Annotated in this window: 13 protein-coding genes and 1 pseudogene; 4 read left to right on the top strand and 10 right to left on the bottom strand. The window is 70.6% G+C overall.

The window, feature by feature from the left end; all coding sequences use genetic code 11:
* Positions 1-73 precede the first annotated feature (73 nt).
* From J7E89_RS02910 to J7E89_RS02890, 5 genes and pseudogenes are all read right to left on the bottom strand, one after another.
* Complete coding sequence (locus J7E89_RS02910; RefSeq protein ID WP_214967883.1) at positions 74-1,696, bottom strand: alkaline phosphatase; 1,623 nt, start codon at positions 1,694-1,696, stop codon at positions 74-76.
* A 106-nt stretch (positions 1,697-1,802) separates the two neighbouring features.
* Positions 1,803-3,143, bottom strand: coding sequence for a hypothetical protein (locus tag J7E89_RS40510; RefSeq protein ID WP_251060014.1), 1,341 nt, complete (start codon positions 3,141-3,143; stop codon positions 1,803-1,805).
* 140 nt (positions 3,144-3,283) lie between these two features.
* Complete coding sequence (locus J7E89_RS02900) at positions 3,284-4,153, bottom strand: DMT family transporter (protein ID WP_214967880.1); 870 nt, start codon at positions 4,151-4,153, stop codon at positions 3,284-3,286.
* 37 nt (positions 4,154-4,190) lie between these two features.
* A complete protein-coding gene (locus J7E89_RS02895; RefSeq protein WP_214967878.1) occupies positions 4,191-4,934 on the bottom strand; it encodes a DUF998 domain-containing protein in 744 nt (247 codons plus the stop codon).
* Between the two features lie 200 nt (positions 4,935-5,134).
* Positions 5,135-6,040: pseudogene (locus tag J7E89_RS02890) on the bottom strand (phosphatidylinositol-specific phospholipase C domain-containing protein).
* Positions 6,041-6,158: 118 nt separating this feature from the next.
* Here J7E89_RS02890 and J7E89_RS02885 point away from each other — a divergent pair.
* Positions 6,159-6,698 carry a DUF2165 domain-containing protein gene (locus J7E89_RS02885; RefSeq protein ID WP_214967875.1) on the top strand — a complete coding sequence of 180 codons (540 nt, stop codon included), beginning with the start codon at positions 6,159-6,161 and terminating at the stop codon, positions 6,696-6,698.
* A gap of 87 nt (positions 6,699-6,785) precedes the next feature.
* On the opposite strand, the gene J7E89_RS02880 is transcribed toward J7E89_RS02885, so the two are convergent.
* Positions 6,786-6,986 carry an antitoxin gene (locus J7E89_RS02880; RefSeq protein WP_214967872.1) on the bottom strand — a complete coding sequence of 67 codons (201 nt, stop codon included), beginning with the start codon at positions 6,984-6,986 and terminating at the stop codon, positions 6,786-6,788.
* 179 nt (positions 6,987-7,165) lie between these two features.
* On the opposite strand from J7E89_RS02880, the gene J7E89_RS02875 reads away from it, so the two are divergent.
* Complete coding sequence (locus tag J7E89_RS02875; protein ID WP_214967869.1) at positions 7,166-7,726, top strand: dihydrofolate reductase family protein; 561 nt, start codon at positions 7,166-7,168, stop codon at positions 7,724-7,726.
* 13 nt (positions 7,727-7,739) lie between these two features.
* Here J7E89_RS02875 and J7E89_RS02870 read toward each other — a convergent pair whose 3' ends face one another.
* The 4 genes from J7E89_RS02870 to J7E89_RS02855 form a co-directional block, all read right to left on the bottom strand.
* The gene (locus J7E89_RS02870) at positions 7,740-9,209 is read right to left on the bottom strand and encodes an FGGY-family carbohydrate kinase (protein ID WP_214967865.1); all 1,470 of its coding nucleotides are present in this window, start codon (positions 9,207-9,209) and stop codon (positions 7,740-7,742) included.
* Between the two features lie 46 nt (positions 9,210-9,255).
* A complete protein-coding gene (locus J7E89_RS02865; protein ID WP_214967863.1) occupies positions 9,256-10,587 on the bottom strand; it encodes an MFS transporter in 1,332 nt (443 codons plus the stop codon).
* A 112-nt stretch (positions 10,588-10,699) separates the two neighbouring features.
* Positions 10,700-11,473 carry a DeoR/GlpR family DNA-binding transcription regulator gene (locus tag J7E89_RS02860; protein ID WP_214967860.1) on the bottom strand — a complete coding sequence of 258 codons (774 nt, stop codon included), beginning with the start codon at positions 11,471-11,473 and terminating at the stop codon, positions 10,700-10,702.
* Positions 11,470-12,114 (bottom strand): histidine phosphatase family protein, encoded by a 645-nt coding sequence (locus tag J7E89_RS02855; protein WP_214967857.1) that lies wholly within the window; start codon positions 12,112-12,114, stop codon positions 11,470-11,472. Before J7E89_RS02855 ends, J7E89_RS02860 begins: the two co-directional genes overlap by 4 nt.
* A gap of 130 nt (positions 12,115-12,244) precedes the next feature.
* Here J7E89_RS02855 and J7E89_RS02850 point away from each other — a divergent pair, with 130 nt between their 5' ends.
* The gene (locus tag J7E89_RS02850; RefSeq protein WP_214967854.1) at positions 12,245-13,294 is read left to right on the top strand and encodes a 2-hydroxyacid dehydrogenase; all 1,050 of its coding nucleotides are present in this window, start codon (positions 12,245-12,247) and stop codon (positions 13,292-13,294) included.
* Complete coding sequence (locus J7E89_RS02845; RefSeq protein WP_214967852.1) at positions 13,291-14,742, top strand: FGGY-family carbohydrate kinase; 1,452 nt, start codon at positions 13,291-13,293, stop codon at positions 14,740-14,742. The genes J7E89_RS02850 and J7E89_RS02845 overlap by 4 nt, the downstream gene beginning before the upstream one ends.
* Positions 14,743-14,754 lie beyond the last annotated feature (12 nt).

The following is a 14,754-nucleotide window of genomic DNA, read 5'->3' as shown; positions in this document are numbered from 1 at the left end:
ACTGCCCGACCGCTGCGATGTCCGCCGGCCGCCGGACGCCGGCCGCCGGCTGCCGACCGCCGGCCGAGCCGATTCAGGCCGGTGTGAGGCCTGCCCTGCCCGCTTCGGTGACGAACGAGGCCGCCGTGGTGAGCGTCCCGCCGGGCTTGGTGACCCCTGAGACGGTCTTGAAGTCCACGCGTGCCCGGTCTGTTCCCAGCGTGATGACGGTGTATCCGCGGCGGCCGTTGTAGAACTTCAGGTGCGGGTTCGCCTGGATGAGGTCGTCCCAGTTGGCGGGCTTGTCGGCGCCGTCCCTGCCGCTGGCGACCGACGTGGTGGAGATCTCGGTGCCGATGGTGCGCGAGGCCGGGTCCTGGAAGTCCTTCTTCAGGTCGAAGCCGTAACCGACGTGGGCGTCACCGTCCAGCACCATCAGATTCTTGATGCCCGCCGCCTCAGCTCCGTCGAGGATCCGCTGTCGAGAGGCGGGATACCCGTCCCAGGCGTCCATGGACAGCTTGAAGTCGGCGGTCGGCTTGTCACGTCTCTGCGCGAAGGTGACCTGCTGCGGTACGACGTTCCACGTGGCGCTCGAATCCTTCCACCCGTCGAGCAGCCAGCGCTCCTGCCTCTTGCCGGTGATGGTGCGTGACGGGGCCTTGGAGTCCGGGCGGGCCTTCTGCCAGCCGTCCCCGCGGGCCTGTTCCGAGCGGTACTGACGGGTGTCGAGGATGTCGAACTGGGCGAGCTGCCCGAAATGCAGCCGCCGGTAGAGCCGCATGTCGGGGCCCCGTGGCTGCTGAGGAGCGCGCAGTGGCTGGTTCTCCCAGTACGCGCGGTAGGCGGCGGCGCGCCGGAGAAGGAACTCCTCGGGCGGCACGCTGTTCTCGGGTGTCGCGCCCGCGTAGTTGTTCTCGGTCTCGTGGTCGTCCCACGTGACGGCGAACGGATGCGCGGCATGCGCGGCGATGAGATCCGGGTCGGACTTGTACAGGGCGTACCGCAGCCGGTAGTCCGCCAGCGTCATGGCCTCGCGGTTGAAGTGGGCGGGCAGCAGACGGTCGGTGTATTCGCGGGAGCCGCCGGCGCTGTCCACGGCGTACTCGTAGAGATAGTCACCGAGGTGGACCACCAGGTCCAGGTCCTCACCGGCGAGGTGCCTGTACGAGGTGAAGTAGCCGTGGTGGTACGCCTGGCAGGCCACGGCCGCCAGCTTCAGCCGGGAGCTCGCCGCGCCGGGCGCGGGCGCGGTGCGGGTCCGCCCGACCGGGCTGTCCCACGTCCCGGTGCGGAAACGGTAATAGTACGGACGACCCGGAGCGAGCCCGGCGACTTTGACATGCACGGCGTGGTCGAACTCGGGATGCGCCGTGGCGGTACCGCTTCTGACGATGCGCAGGAACGTCTCGTCGCGGGCGAGTTCCCAGGTGACCACCACGCGCTTCTCGGGCAGACCGCTGTCGGGTTCGAGCGGGCGGGGAGCGAGCCGGGTCCAGAGCAGCACGCTCTCGGGCAGCGGGTCCCCCGAGGCGACGCCCAGCGTGAAAGGATTCTCCGCGATCTTCCTGGCATCCAGCTCGGGCACGCTCGCCGCGCCGGCGGCCGGCAGATCGGTGGCGAAGGCGAGTGCGGCGGCCGCCGCGGTGAGCGTGAGGAAATGACGGCGTCCCAGGCGTCGGGCAGCGGCGCGCAGCTCGGGCTGATGACTATTCATATGCCGCGTGATATGCCCGTTTTGTGATTACCTTGATCGCCGCATTCGAGTGGTACGGGTGAGGGCGGCCCGGGTATGGGCCGCCCTCGGTGTCTGTGGTCGCCCGTCAGGCTCCGTTGGTCGCCTCGGGTTCCTTCTGGCGGCGCAAGAGAGCCGAACCGGCCAGCACCGCGCCGACCGCGGCACAGGACACCGCTGCCGCTTCCGCCCAGGCGAAGGACTCGCCCAGACTGCTGTCCAGCAGGTCCACCGTGCCGACGCTCGCCACCGCGTGCAGGGCGACGATGCCGATGGCGGTCGCGGCGCTCGCCGCCCAGGCGCGCATGGTGTCGCGTACGGCCAGCCACACGCCGAGCACCAGACAGAGCACGGTGACGGCGATGGCAAGCGCGTCGGCGTATCCGCCGGAGCGCAGATGCGCGAAGTCCGTCGGCAGGTGGATGACGCCGCAGGCGAAGAGAAGGACGGCCGCGGGCAACCGCAGTACGGAACGAAGGGCCGGCGAAGCGGTGTCCGCGCCCCGTCCGGCGCCGAGCGCGCCGCCGACGGACGGGATGACGCCCCGGGGGCCCATGGTCGGCACCGCGGGGCGGCCGCTCGTCTGCTCGTGGGCCGCGGCGGCCTTCCTGTCGGCGCTGCGGTCGCTCGGTGTCTTCTCACCGTCGAGCGTCGCCCGCTTCGTGCGGGCGGGGGCCGCATCGCCTGCCGGGGAGCGGTGGTCGCTCTCCTCGTGGCCGAGGATGTTCACCAGCTGTGCCACCTCCTCGATCGGCCTGCCCAGGGCCGCGGCCCGCAGTGTCGTGTCGGCTTCGTCGACCTCGTGCGGGTGCTCGGTGAGCATGGAGACCAGCTGCCGGACCTCGTCCAGTGGGCGGGCCACGGCGGCTGCGCGCAGCGCCTCGTCACCGGGGCTGGGCACTTCCCCGGTCCGCTTGAGCAGACTCACCAGCGCGGCGACTTCCTCCAGCGGCCGGCAAGTGGCTGCCGTCCACAGCAGCATGCGTATGGGCTCCTCGCTCGAGTCCCGGTCCGGGTCTTGTTGCGGACCGGCATCCGCGGCGGCTTCGTTCGCGGCGGCCACCTTCGCTGCGGCCTCGCTCGCGGCAGCCACCTTCGCGGCGGCTTCGTTCGCCGCGGCTACTCTCGCGTTGGCTTCGTTCGCTGCTGCTTCGTTCGCGGCGGCCACCTTCGCGGCGGCTTCGTTCGCGGCGGCCTCGTTGGCGGCGGCCGCCTTCGCTGCGGCTTCGTTCGCTGCGGCCGCTCTCGCGGCGGCCAATCTCGCGTTGGCTTCGTTCGCCGCGGCTTCGTTCGCTGTGGCCTCGTTGGCGGCGGCCTCGTTGGCGGCGGCCGCGTAGGCGTCGACCATGTACGCGGGGACCGCGTTGTCGGGGGGCCTTGAGCGGTCGCCGTCGTTGGGCGTAGAGGGCATTGTCGGGTCGGTTGTCATGGCGCGGCTCCGTTCGCCGTACTTCCGGTGGCACACACCGTTCGGTTGTCGTGCGCCACCTGCACGCACGCTTTGATCTATCAAAGGGGTATGTGTGTCTATTGCGCCATCCGGGCATGGCAGAAGAGGGTTCCTGACGGTCAGGTCGCGGATGTGTCCTGGTTCTCCGTTTTGACCCTGGGCAGGAGCAGTACGCCCCAGGTGACCATCACGGCGCCGATGCCCTCCGGGATCAGCCACCACCCGGTGCGGACCTGGTCGCCGTACACCAGCATTCCGAGCGCCACGCTGACCAGCGCCTCTCCCAGCGTGAGGGCGGGCTGGGAGGCCACCAGGGGGCCGGATTCCATGGCGTTGGCCAGGAGGAAGAGGGAGCACGCCCCGGCAGCCACGAAGCCGTAGGTCTGCCAGCAGGCCAGGAAGGCCCCGGCGCCGTGCTGTTCGAAGGTGGTGGTGGAGAACTTCATCAACGTGGCCGTCAGGGCGTAGCCGATCGCGGAAGCCGAGCTGAACAGAGCCGCACGTGCCATCCCGCGCGGCCGTGGGAGGGCGGCCAGCACGCAGAGCGTCATGGCGCCGCCCGTCGTAAGCAGCGTCAGTACCCACACGCCCGGCGCGACATCGCCGTGGCGTTCGTACGGAGATGCCGCGGCCAGCGCCAGGCCGAGGCCGACGGCGATCATGGCTGCCGCCGTCCAGCCGGCCGCGGGCAGCCGTCGCCGGGAGATCATGGAGGCGATCAGGAGCGTGAAGGGAAGTTCGCTCACCAGGATGGGCTGAACGAGCGACATCGAGCCCAGGGTCAGGGCCAGAGCCTGGCACGCGGCGGCGACGACGATGACGGCGATCCCGCCGAGCCACGCCGCGCTGTGCACCAGGTGCGGAATCAGCCGGAAACTGAAGGCGTCACCCGGGGGCACGCGTCGTGCGGCGATCCTCTGCAGCACCGTGCCGGTCGCGTTGCCCAGCGCTGTCAGCACGGCGAACAGCACGGAGAGTACGGATGCCACGCGGCGGTTCCTCCGCTTCCTCCCGTTCTCCGGGGTGCTACCGCGGCCTGGCCGCCGACACCGACCCGGCCGCCGCGTCCTCGGGCCATGGCCCTCGCCTTACGGATGTGAGGAGTTCACGGGCGAGGAGGGCGAACCACAGTCCAACCAGGAGCACGTGAGCCCGCTGCGGGAGACCGTGCCAGCCGGGGTGGCCGATCAGGGGGCCGATGGTGATGACGGCGGACAGCAGCGCGCCGGTAAGCAGTCGTGGGCCCCAGCGCCGGATCACCGGTGAACGGGCCGGTTCTGATGCCACTGCCAGGCAGAACAGAACCATGGAGGCGAAGAGGAAGAAGTGGACCAGCCCGCTCGTGACCGTGTGCCAGGGATGCACGGCTTGGCACGTTGGTTCCAGGGAGGGGGCGCATCCCATGGGCAACAGGACGTCAGCCAGGGACGACGTCCCGAACCCGAACAGCGCCCACCAGCCCGTACGCACCACCGGGCCGCGCCCCGGATCGCGCGCCAGGAGCGCGCCGGCCATGACGAGTAAGGCGGATGCGATCTCCATCCCGCCGAACAGCCCCCTGAAGGGCTGATCGGCTGCGAAGAGCTCGCTCACGTAGGAGTGCCGGTAATCCAGGCCTGTCGGCAGCAACAGCTCCAGAAGCCAGCCGTTGTACAGCAGCGCCGCCCCGGCCAGCATGACTGCCGCCACTGTCTGCCGTCCGCCGGCCGGCCGGTGTAGCTGCTCAGGGTGTACGGGCACTCCGAGCGGCGCATTGCGGGTCAGGTGCATGGTGACGCTCCGAACCGGGCGGTCTTGGCGACACGCGTCAGCGTGGCGCTCGGATCAGTGAACGTGGCCGCGGTGCCACCACGCGGAAGGGGCATGGTCATCGCCGCTGGTTTAGCGGTCCGCGCGCGCCCAGTCCAGCACCTGGTGCCTTGTCTCACCCGTGTGGCGGGGGATCTGCCTGCCGCGTCGTCGGCCGCGGGCTACTTCGCTGCCGGGCGCCCGATGCCCTGCCCGGCGTTGTGCCGGATCAGGGACTCCACCAGCCCGGCGCGGGTGTTGGGGAAGTCCATCGGCACTACGCCGAGGCCTGTCCAGCCGCCAGCCTCGGCGCCGTTGAGGAAACTGTGCACTCTGGGGTTGAGCCGGTCGGAGTTCCAGCGGGGCGGCAGCAGCGCCGACGTGCTGACGTAGTTGAGGAACAGCTTGCCGGGCTGCTGGGCCGCCCTGCGGAAGTGGGCCTCTATCTGGGGATACTTGGCGCCCGGCTCGGCCATGTAGTCGTCCTGGATGTCGAAGAGCGCCGTTTCCCCGTACCGGACGCCGGGCAGTCCGCCGTTGTCGGCGAGCAGGACGACCTTGCCCCTGGCCTGCCCCAGCGCCGGCAGGCCCGCGTCGATCCGGAAGAGCGGCCGTCAGCCCTTCCCGTCGAGGTAGAGGTCGAAGATCCGGCGGAACTCGGCGTCGGCCGCCTGCGAGTACTCCTGCTTGACGCGCATCAGGACCGTCTCCGACGGGCGGGCCCGCAGGAAGTCCTGGCAGGCGACGAGTACGTCGCCGAACATCAGGTTCTGGTAGTACGCGCCGTGGTGGATGGCGAAGGAGTCGCCGATGGTCCGGCACCGCACGTCCAGGAAGCGGATGCCGCCGGCCAGCTGCTCGGCGACGGAGGTGTTCTGACACGCCACCCAGGGGCCGCCGACGCGCGCGCCCGAGTCGTGGGTGCCGGGGACGGTCAGCCGCTGTAGGGGCATGGAGTCGTCGAGGCCCGCCATCCAGTCCTGTACGGACAGGGTCCGCGGGGCCGCGACGGCTCTCGGTAACCCGAGCAGAGCGGTCGCGGAGACGGCCGCCGCTCCCGTCAGAAAGCTACGCCGGTCCACGCTCATGCGCCCGGTCCCCTCGGTCGGCCAGGGATCGCCGACCGCCCGATCGGCCCGCAAAGTATGACGTGGACAGGTCACAATTGGCAGACCCCGGGCCCAACTACCCGACAACGAGGTTCACATGACAGTCAGGAACACGCGCTTACGCGCTACGCAGCCTCTTGCCGCCGCCGCCACTGTGCTCGTCGCCACGGTCGCGCTCTACATGGCGCTGGTCGCCTTCGGCAACATCACCGACTTCGGCACGAACCAGGAATTCGTACGGCACGTCCTGGCGATGGACACCACCTTCAAGGACGAGGACCTCATGTGGCGGTCCATCGATTCGCCCACGGTGCACAACATCGCGTACATCGCCATCATCGCGTGGGAAACCGTGGCCGCGCTCGTACTCATCGTCGCGACCGCCCAGTGGGCGCGCGCCCTGCGCGGTGGTGAGTTCGGCCGGGCGAGGCGCGTGGCAACCCTCGGGCTGCTCATGGTGCTGCTGCTCTTCGGTGCGGGTTTCATCGCCGTCGGAGGCGAGTGGTTCGCCATGTGGCAGTCCGACGACTGGAACGGCCTGGACGCCGCCACCAGGAATTTCCTTGTCGCAGGCCTGACTCTGGTGGTTGTCCATCTGCCGGCCGGACTCGCCGACGCGCGGCGCCCCGGCGATTGAGCAGGCGGCCCCGCGCGGTGGTTCGCGGGTGCGTGAGGGCGGGGCGGAGTTTTCCCGTTGTCCCGCCCTCACCAGGACTTCGCTCAGTCAGGGCTGGGGCGGCCGCTCCTGGCCCGGGCCCTGCTCCCTGCCGAACTCGTCTCTCATCTTGTCCTGGGTTGTGTCGACCTGACTCCTGTACTTGCCCTGGGTCCGGTCGTCGACGGCGTCACCCGCCTTGTCGATGCCCTTTCCGGCCTGGGACTCGTGGCCCTTCAACATCTGCTTGAGCTTGTCCTTCATGGACATGGGTCAGCCTCCTCGCTGGTTGCCCCCCACCCCTCCAGGGTCCCCGCACCTCTTGCGGTCCGCATCTGCGAGCGTGGGAGGTGGCGGACAGTGAGGTGTGGCTGCGTGGCTCGCGTGCGGCGGCGGCGTATCGTCCGGCCGGTGGAACCCGGGCCATGACGATGTCGGCGAGGACCTTGATGAGAAAGATCGTTCTGTGCATGTCGGTGTCCCTCGACGGCTTCATGGAGGGACCGGAACGCGAGATCGACTGGCACATGGTCGACGATGAGCTGCACAGCCATTTCAACGAGCAGCTCGGCCCGATGGGCGCTTTCCTGAGCGGGCGGGTCACGTACGAACTCATGGCCGACTTCTGGCCGACCGCCGACACCGACCCCTCAAGCACCGCACCCGTGGTCGAGTTCGCCCGTATCTGGCGGGACATGCCCAAAATCGTGTTCTCCAGGACCCTGGAGACGGCCGACTGGAACACCACCATCAAGCGGGACGTCGTCGTCGAGGAGATCATGGCGCTCAAGGCGCAGCCGGGCGGAGATCTGGCGCTCGGCGGGGCGGACCTCGCCGCGGCGTTCATACACCACGACCTGATCGACGAGTACCGCCTCTACATCCATCCGGTCATCATCGGTGGAGGCAGACGGCTGTTCCCGGCTTCGGACGCCAAGGTAGATCTCCGGCTCGCGGAGACCCGTACCTTCGGCAACGGGGTACTCCTCGTCCGTTACGCGAAACGGTGAGGGTGGCTGCGCCTCAGCCCGCGTCCAGCCAGCCCCGCGCGCGCAGTTCCGCGACGAATCGCTCGTACGACTCGTCCAGCGCCGCCCGCTCCCGCTCCACCGGCTCGACCAGGCGCCCCGCCGCCGTCATCGCCGCCGCGCTCGCCGAAAGGCCGGGGTGGAGGGTGCCGGCCGCGGCGAGCAGGGCGGCGCCGAACGCCGTCTCCGCCCGTTCGGCGACGCGCAGCGGCCTGCCCAGGACCGTGGCGCGGATACGGGTCCACAGGTCGCTGCGGCTGCCGCCGCCCGCCGCGTGCAGGGGGCCCCGCACCTCGATGCCCAGCGCCTGGACGCGCTCCAGGGCGAGGCGTTCCAGGAACGCGACGCCCTCCAGTGCCGCCCGGTGCCGGTCGGCCTCGTCCTGCGGCGTACCGGCACAGAAGCCGCGCGCGTCGCCGGAGACGAACGGGAACCGCTCGCCCTCGCGGCCCAGCGGGTAGTTCAGACAGGAGGCCGGACCGCGGGCGCCGGCCGCCGCGTCCAGTCGGGGCAGATCGGCCGGATCGACCGCGGCCAGCGCCTCGCCGCCGGTGTTGGAGGCGCCACCGGGCAGCCACCAGCCGTCGGGGTGACGGTGGCTGTAGAAGGCGCCGGCCGGGTCGGTGACCAATGCGCGGGAGACGCCCTTGAGGACGTACGTCGTCCCCAGTACGCCGACGAACTGTCCCGGCTCCACGGCGCCGGTGGCGATCTGGCCCGCGCAGCCGTCCGTCATGCCGAGGCGGACCCGGCAGCCGGCGGGCAGGCCCGTCTCGGCCGCCGACCGGGCCGAGACCGTACCGGCCTCTGTGCCGGGAGCCTGTACGGAGGGCAGGAGGCCGGCGGGGACACCGAAGGCGTCGAAGACGTCGGTGGCCCACTCGCCCGCGCGCGGGTCGTAGCCGGTCTTCAGAGCGTGGCTCCAGTCCGTGGGGACCGGGTGCCCTGTCAGTTCGCGACCGAGCAAGTCGGGTGTGTGCAGGACGAGTTGACCGGGGCGGGCCCGGTTCGCGTACCAGACGAGCTTGCCGAGCGCGGCCGTCGGGCCGACGGTCAGGCCCAGCGTCCGCCACCGCCGCGCGCCCAGCTCCTGTGCCTTCGCGTTGGTGTCGGCGCCGCGCCGGTCGTCGTACATCAGGGCCGGACCCACGGGCTCCCCGTCCGCACTCGCGAGGACCAGGGTCCCGGAGGTGGCGGAGACGGCGACCGCCACCACCTCCCGGCCGCCGCCGGGGAGCGCGGCCGTGGCCTGCCGCAGGGCGGCGGCAGTGGCGGGCCACCAGAGCCGGGCGTCCTGCTCGCTGTGGCCCCCCGCGCCGCGTACCGGCTGGGGGAGCGGCGCCCGCCCCTCGGAGAGGACCCGTCCGCGGGCGTCGGCGCACACCACTCTCACCGCGGCGGTGGCCACATCGATGCCGGCCACGACGGGGACGGGGGAATGAGGTGCGTCGGCGGTGCTGCTCATGGGTGGGACGGGTCCTTTCGTGTACGCGCGTACAGAGGTGTAGGGGTCAGGTGGTGGCGCGGGCGGCGACCGGTACAGCGGCTTCCTGAAGGGACTTCCCCTGCACGATCGCCTCCTCGGAAGCCCTCGGCAGCTTCAGGAACAGAGTGAGCACGGCGGCGACGACGTACAGCCCGGCGAAGATCAGTACGACGCCGTCCCTGCCCAGCGGCCCGAGGAAGAGCGAGACGATCGCCGGCCCCACGAAGGCCGCGCCGCCCGCGCCGAGGTTCAGCAGCGCCATCGCGCCGCCCTTGTTCTCGGGGGCCAGTGACGGCATCAGCGCGGAGATCGGTACGAATCCGGCGAGCGTGGCGCCGTAGATCATGCCGACGCCGACCGCGACCCAGTAGTTGTCGGTCATCAGCTTCGGTACGAAGTACAGGGCCAGGACGCTCAGGGCGCAGCCGACCGCTCCGAACCAGCCGATGGTGGTGCGCCAGCCGATCCGGTCGCTGACCAGCCCGAAGAGCAGGTTGAAGAAGATGTTGGTGGCGAACATGATCGAGAGAAGGCGCAGCCAGTCGCCGTCGGTGAAGCCCATCTCGTCGGTGAAGAAGGCGGGGAGGATCACCCAGAGGCCGAACTGCGGGGCGGTGTTGATGACGCGTACCACGCAGCCGACGGCGACCTTGGGGTTGGTCCAGGCGATGGACAGGCTGCGGGTCAGTGACTGCACCGGCTTGACTCCGGGCGGCGCGAGCCGTGAATACCCGGTCCGTTCGCGTACGCCGAGGAGACAGAAGGCGCCACCGATCGCGATCAGGGCCAGCGCGACCCAGAGCGTGCCGAACCTGCCGAAGAGCGGGTTGGTGACGGACGCGGTGAGCGAGCCGAGCGTGGGCAGGCCGCCGGTGAAGGCGAAGTAGAACCAGCCGACGGCCGCGCCCAGACGGGCGACCGGGGCCGTGGCGGTGACCCACACCAGGAAGGAGAAGGCGAAGAGCGGGTAGCCGAAGCCGCGCAAGCCGTAGAAGACCAGCATCAGCGTGTAGTTGTCCTGGGCCGCGCCGAGCGTGAGGAAGAGGATGTCGAAGACGATCCAGATGGCGAGGCCCACCTGCATCACCCGCCGGGGACCCCACAGTTCGGACAGGGCGCCCGACAGCCAGGAGGCGAGCATGACCGTGACGCCGTACGCCGTGATCACATAGCTCGCCCGGACTTCGCTGCCGGCGCCGTTGCCCTCGATGAACGGGGCGATGAAGCCCGACTCGACGCCGTCGCCGATCATGAAGATCAGGACGCCGATGAAGCCGAAGAGGAGCGGCCTGGGGATCCCGATGCGATCCCAGACCGTTCCTCCCGTGCGCGCGGCGGGTGCGGCGGTGCTGCTCATTGCTCGTGCCTCCACAGTGAGGTGCCATGGGCCCGCGGACATAACAGCCGCGACCGGGAATGCATCATGACCTCTGTGAAATTAACACGCAAGAGTTTAAGAAATCTTGTTGTCAGCCGTCGACCGCGACTCGGACATCCGTGCGCTCCTTGAGTGCGGTCAGCAGCTCGCCGCTCACCCCGTCGTCCACCACGAGGTGATCGAAGTCTGCGACGGGCGCCAGTCGGTGCAGTGCGGTCCTGGCCAGCTTCGTACGGTCCATCAGCAGCACCTTGCGTGTGCCGGAGGCCAGCATCGCCCGCTTGACCAGCACCACGTCCTGCTCCTGGTGGTACGTCATCCGGGCGTCCATCGCCGAGGTGGAGACCAGCACCATGTCCACCGAGAGCGCCTCGATCGCCTCCAGGCAGGGGACGCCCAGGAAGGAGTCGTGGGTGTGCGAGTACTCCCCGCCCAGTGAAATGAGGCGTATGTCCTCGTGGCCGACGAAGAGGTCGATGACCCGCCGGGCGTTGGTCACCACCGTCAGCGGCGCCTGGTCCACCAGCAGCCTAGCCAGCGCGAGCGCGGTCGTGGAGTCGTCCAGCATCACCGACATCCCCGGCTCGACGAGGTCGGCGGCCGTCTTCGCGATGGCCTCCTTCTCGGCCGTATTGACGCCGAGCCGGTAGTCGAGATTCGACTCGAAGACCGTCGAGGGCAGCGCGGACACCCCGCCCCGGAACCGGCGCAGCACGCCGCGCCTGGCCAGCTCGTCCAAGTCGCGGTGCACCGTCATCAGGCTCACGCGGGTGAGCTCCGCGAGCTCGGCCCCACTCGCCGTCCCGTGGTGCAGCACGTGCTCGGTGATCATCTGCCTGCGGGCTTCCGCGCCGGTCGTCGTCATGCGTCCAAGTTTCGCGTACCACCATGGAGAGGTGCCCAGGTGGGGACGTTGAGCGAGCGCAGAGCGGTACCGGCGTCCGTCACCTCGATCTCGGTCACGGCCGCGTTGTCGAGTCGGGGGAACACCAGCCGGTAACGGCCGACCGGGATGGAGAGCATCGAGCACAGCGCCATGCGCAGCAGCGTGTTGTGCGCCACCACCAGGACCGTGCCGCCCGGGTGCTCGCGCGCGAGGCCGCGCAGCGCGTCCGAGGCGCGGGCGGCGGCCGCGGACGGCGGCTCCGATCCGGGGAACGCGCCGAGCTCGGCATCCTCACGGAAGCGGCGTACGGCCTCGGGATCCTCGGCGGCCATCTCCGCGATGGTGCGGCCTTCCCCCCAGCCGAAGTCCACCTCACGCAGCGCCTCGACGATCTCCGGTTCCACGCCGAGTGCCTCGGCGGCCGGCCGGGCGGTCAGCCGGGCGCGGCTGACCGGCGAGCACGCCACCGCGTCGACGCCGCGCTGCTTGGCCCAGCTCGCGAGCTCTTCGGCCTGTCGCAGCCCCTTTGCCGTCAGCGCGACGTCGGAGATGCCGGCGTACCGGTTCTCCGCGTGCCATTCGGTCTCTCCGTGCCGTACGAGCAACAGGCGTGACGCCATCGACGATCTCTCCCCTGGGTGCATTGATTCTTCAAAACAATGATGTTAAATCTATCAGCGCCAGTGTTAGTGGCGCTGCGGAAAAGCTGACGCGCATCGCCACCGCGACCCGAAGAAGGGCCCCCGCACCATGCGCATCCTCGCCGCCGGCGATCATTTCGTACGCCCCGACCTCCTCCGCGCCGCGCTGCGCGAGGAGCTCGGGAGCGACCACCGGATCACCGAACTCACCCTGCCCTGGCCCCACGAGCCCTTCGGCCCGGTCGGCGACGTCCACGAGGCGAGCGGTACGGAGGAAGAGCTCGTCGAAGCCCTGGCGCCGGCCGGCGCCGAGATCTGCGTGACCCAGATGGCGCCCTTCACCGAGAAGGTCTTCACGGCCTGCCCGGACCTGCGCATGGTCGCCGTCTCCCGCGGCGGCCCGGTCAACGTCGACCTCGCCGCCGCCACCCGCCACGGCGTCGCCGTCTCCTTCGCGCCCGGCCGCAACGCCCCCGCTGCGGCCGAGTTCGCCATCGGCCTGATGCTCACCGCCATGCGCCGCATCACCACGGCCGACGCCGAACTCAAGCGCGGAAAGTGGCGCGGCGACTTCTACGCGTACGACGAGGGCGGCATCGAACTCGACGGCGCCACCGTCGGCCTCGTCGGCTACGGCGCCATCGGCCGCATCGTCGCCCGCGTCCTGCGCGCCTTCGGCTCCCACGTCCTGGTCGCCGACCCCTACACCGACCCGGCGGCCGCCCGCGCCGACGGCGTGGAACCGGTGGAACTCGACGAACTCCTGCGCCGCAGCAGCGTGGTGAGCCTGCACGCCCGCCTCACCCCCGAGACCCACCACCTCATCGACGCGGCCAAGCTCGAACTGCTGCCCAAGGGCGCCGTGCTAATCAACTCAGCCCGAGGCGGCCTCCTCGACTACGCTCCGCTGCCCGATCTGCTGAAGAGCGGTCGCCTCGGCGCCCTCGCGCTCGACGTCTACGACATCGAACCGCCGCCCGCCGACTGGCCGTTGCACGATGCCCCGAACGTCGTCACCGCCCCGCACCTGGCCGGCGCCACCCAGCAGACCGCGCACCGCGCCGCCGCCATCACCGCCGCCGAAGCGGGCCGTTTCGTACGCGGCGAGAAGCTCGCGCACCCGGCCAACCCAGAGATTCAGGAGGCCGCGCGCCCATGAGCGTGATCATCGGCGTCGACATCGGCACCTCCGTCACCAAAGCCGTCGCCTTCGACAGCGAAGGGACCCCACTGGCCTCGGCCGCCCGCCGCAGCAGCCTGGCGCGGTTGCCCGGCGGCCGCGTCGAACAGGACCTCGACGACGTCGTCCGTACGGTTGCCGAGGTCGTACGGGAGACCACCGCCGCACTGCCCGGACCGCCCACCGCGCTCGCCCTCACCGGCCAGGGCGACGGCCTGTGGCTGCGCGACGCCGACGGCCGCGCCGTGCGCCCGGCCATCTCCTGGATGGACGGCCGGGCATCGGATCTGGTCGAGCGCTGGCTGGAGAACGGCACGGTCCAGGAGGTGTACAAGCAGACCGGATCCGGCATGTTCCCCGGCTGCCACGCCCCGCTCCTCGCCCACCTCCAGGAGCACGAGCCGCAGACCCTGCGACGCGCGGTCACCGCGGGCTACTGCGTCGACGCCGTTGCCCAGCGCCTCACCGGCCAGGTGAGCGTGGACGCCTCCGACGCCACCCTGCCCTTCCTCGATCCGGCGAGCCGTACGTACTCGCCCGAAGCGCTGGCGGCCTGCGGAATCGAGAAGCAGGCGCATCTGCTGCCGGCCCCCGCCGCACCCGGAACCGTCCTGGGCCTCGACGCCCACGGCGCCGAACTGCTGGGGCTTCCCATGGGACTTCCGCTGACCGCAGGACCGTACGACCTTCCGGCCTGTGCGATAGGCAGCGGCGTACGCGACGTGGGCGACGGACTGCTGATCGTCGGCACCACCCTCGCCTGCCAGGTCCTCACCGACCGCGCCAGGAGGGACGGTTCCACCGAACCGGCCGGGATGTGGCTGTGCACCCCGGACACCGACCGCTGGCTGCGCGCGATGCCCGCGATGGTCGGCACAGCGGCCCTCGAATGGCTCCTCGCCCTGACCGGCAGTACCACGGCCGACCTCGACGGCCTGCTTGCGGAGAGCCCGCCGGGCGCGAACGGCGTCACCGCGCTGCCGTTCCTCTCCGGCGCGGGGGAGCGCGCCCCGTTCGTGGACCCGGCCGCCCGTGGCCGCCTCGACGGGCTCACGCTCGCTCACACACGCGCCGACGCGGTACGCGCCATGTGCGAGGCCATCGGCTACGCCGCCCGGCATTGCCTGGAGGCCGCCGGCCTCACCGGCACCCTCGCCGCATGCGGCGGCGGCACCCGGTCAGGCCCGTGGGCGCAGCTCTTCGCCGACATCCTGGGGCGTCCGGTCCGTATCCCGCGCGACAACGAGGTGGGGGCGCTTGGAGCGGTGCGAGTGGCGCGCCGCTTCCTGGGCGAAGCGCCGGAGCAGAAACCGCAGTTGTTCCGGACCGTGGAGCCGCGACAGGAGTCACGCGCGGTGTACGAGGACGGCTACGCCGCCTACCGCCGCGCGCTCGACGGGGCGCGCCCCCAGTGGGGCGGGCTGTAGGGCTTTTTTCCG

This window comes from Streptomyces sp. ISL-100, from assembly GCF_018614615.1.
Classification (GTDB): Bacteria; Actinomycetota; Actinomycetes; order Streptomycetales; family Streptomycetaceae; genus Streptomyces.
This window is presented reverse-complemented; position numbering and strand designations above follow the sequence as displayed.

Bases quoted from the DNA above. Each gene is read 5' to 3' on its own strand.
- J7E89_RS02860 (WP_214967860.1), bottom strand. From the start codon at position 11,473: ATGACGACGACCGGCGCGGAAGCCCGCAGGCAGATGATCACCGAGCAC.
- J7E89_RS02880 (WP_214967872.1), bottom strand. From the start codon at position 6,986: ATGTCCATGAAGGACAAGCTCAAGCAGATGTTGAAGGGCCACGAGTCC.
- J7E89_RS02895 (WP_214967878.1), bottom strand. From the start codon at position 4,934: ATGCACCTGACCCGCAATGCGCCGCTCGGAGTGCCCGTACACCCTGAG.
- J7E89_RS02865 (WP_214967863.1), bottom strand. From the start codon at position 10,587: ATGAGCAGCACCGCCGCACCCGCCGCGCGCACGGGAGGAACGGTCTGG.
- J7E89_RS40510 (WP_251060014.1), bottom strand. From the start codon at position 3,143: ATGACAACCGACCCGACAATGCCCTCTACGCCCAACGACGGCGACCGC.
- J7E89_RS02910 (WP_214967883.1), bottom strand. From the start codon at position 1,696: ATGAATAGTCATCAGCCCGAGCTGCGCGCCGCTGCCCGACGCCTGGGA.
- J7E89_RS02870 (WP_214967865.1), bottom strand. From the start codon at position 9,209: ATGAGCAGCACCGCCGACGCACCTCATTCCCCCGTCCCCGTCGTGGCC.
- J7E89_RS02850 (WP_214967854.1), top strand. From the start codon at position 12,245: ATGCGCATCCTCGCCGCCGGCGATCATTTCGTACGCCCCGACCTCCTC.
- J7E89_RS02875 (WP_214967869.1), top strand. From the start codon at position 7,166: ATGAGAAAGATCGTTCTGTGCATGTCGGTGTCCCTCGACGGCTTCATG.
- J7E89_RS02885 (WP_214967875.1), top strand. From the start codon at position 6,159: ATGACAGTCAGGAACACGCGCTTACGCGCTACGCAGCCTCTTGCCGCC.
- J7E89_RS02845 (WP_214967852.1), top strand. From the start codon at position 13,291: ATGAGCGTGATCATCGGCGTCGACATCGGCACCTCCGTCACCAAAGCC.
- J7E89_RS02855 (WP_214967857.1), bottom strand. From the start codon at position 12,114: ATGGCGTCACGCCTGTTGCTCGTACGGCACGGAGAGACCGAATGGCAC.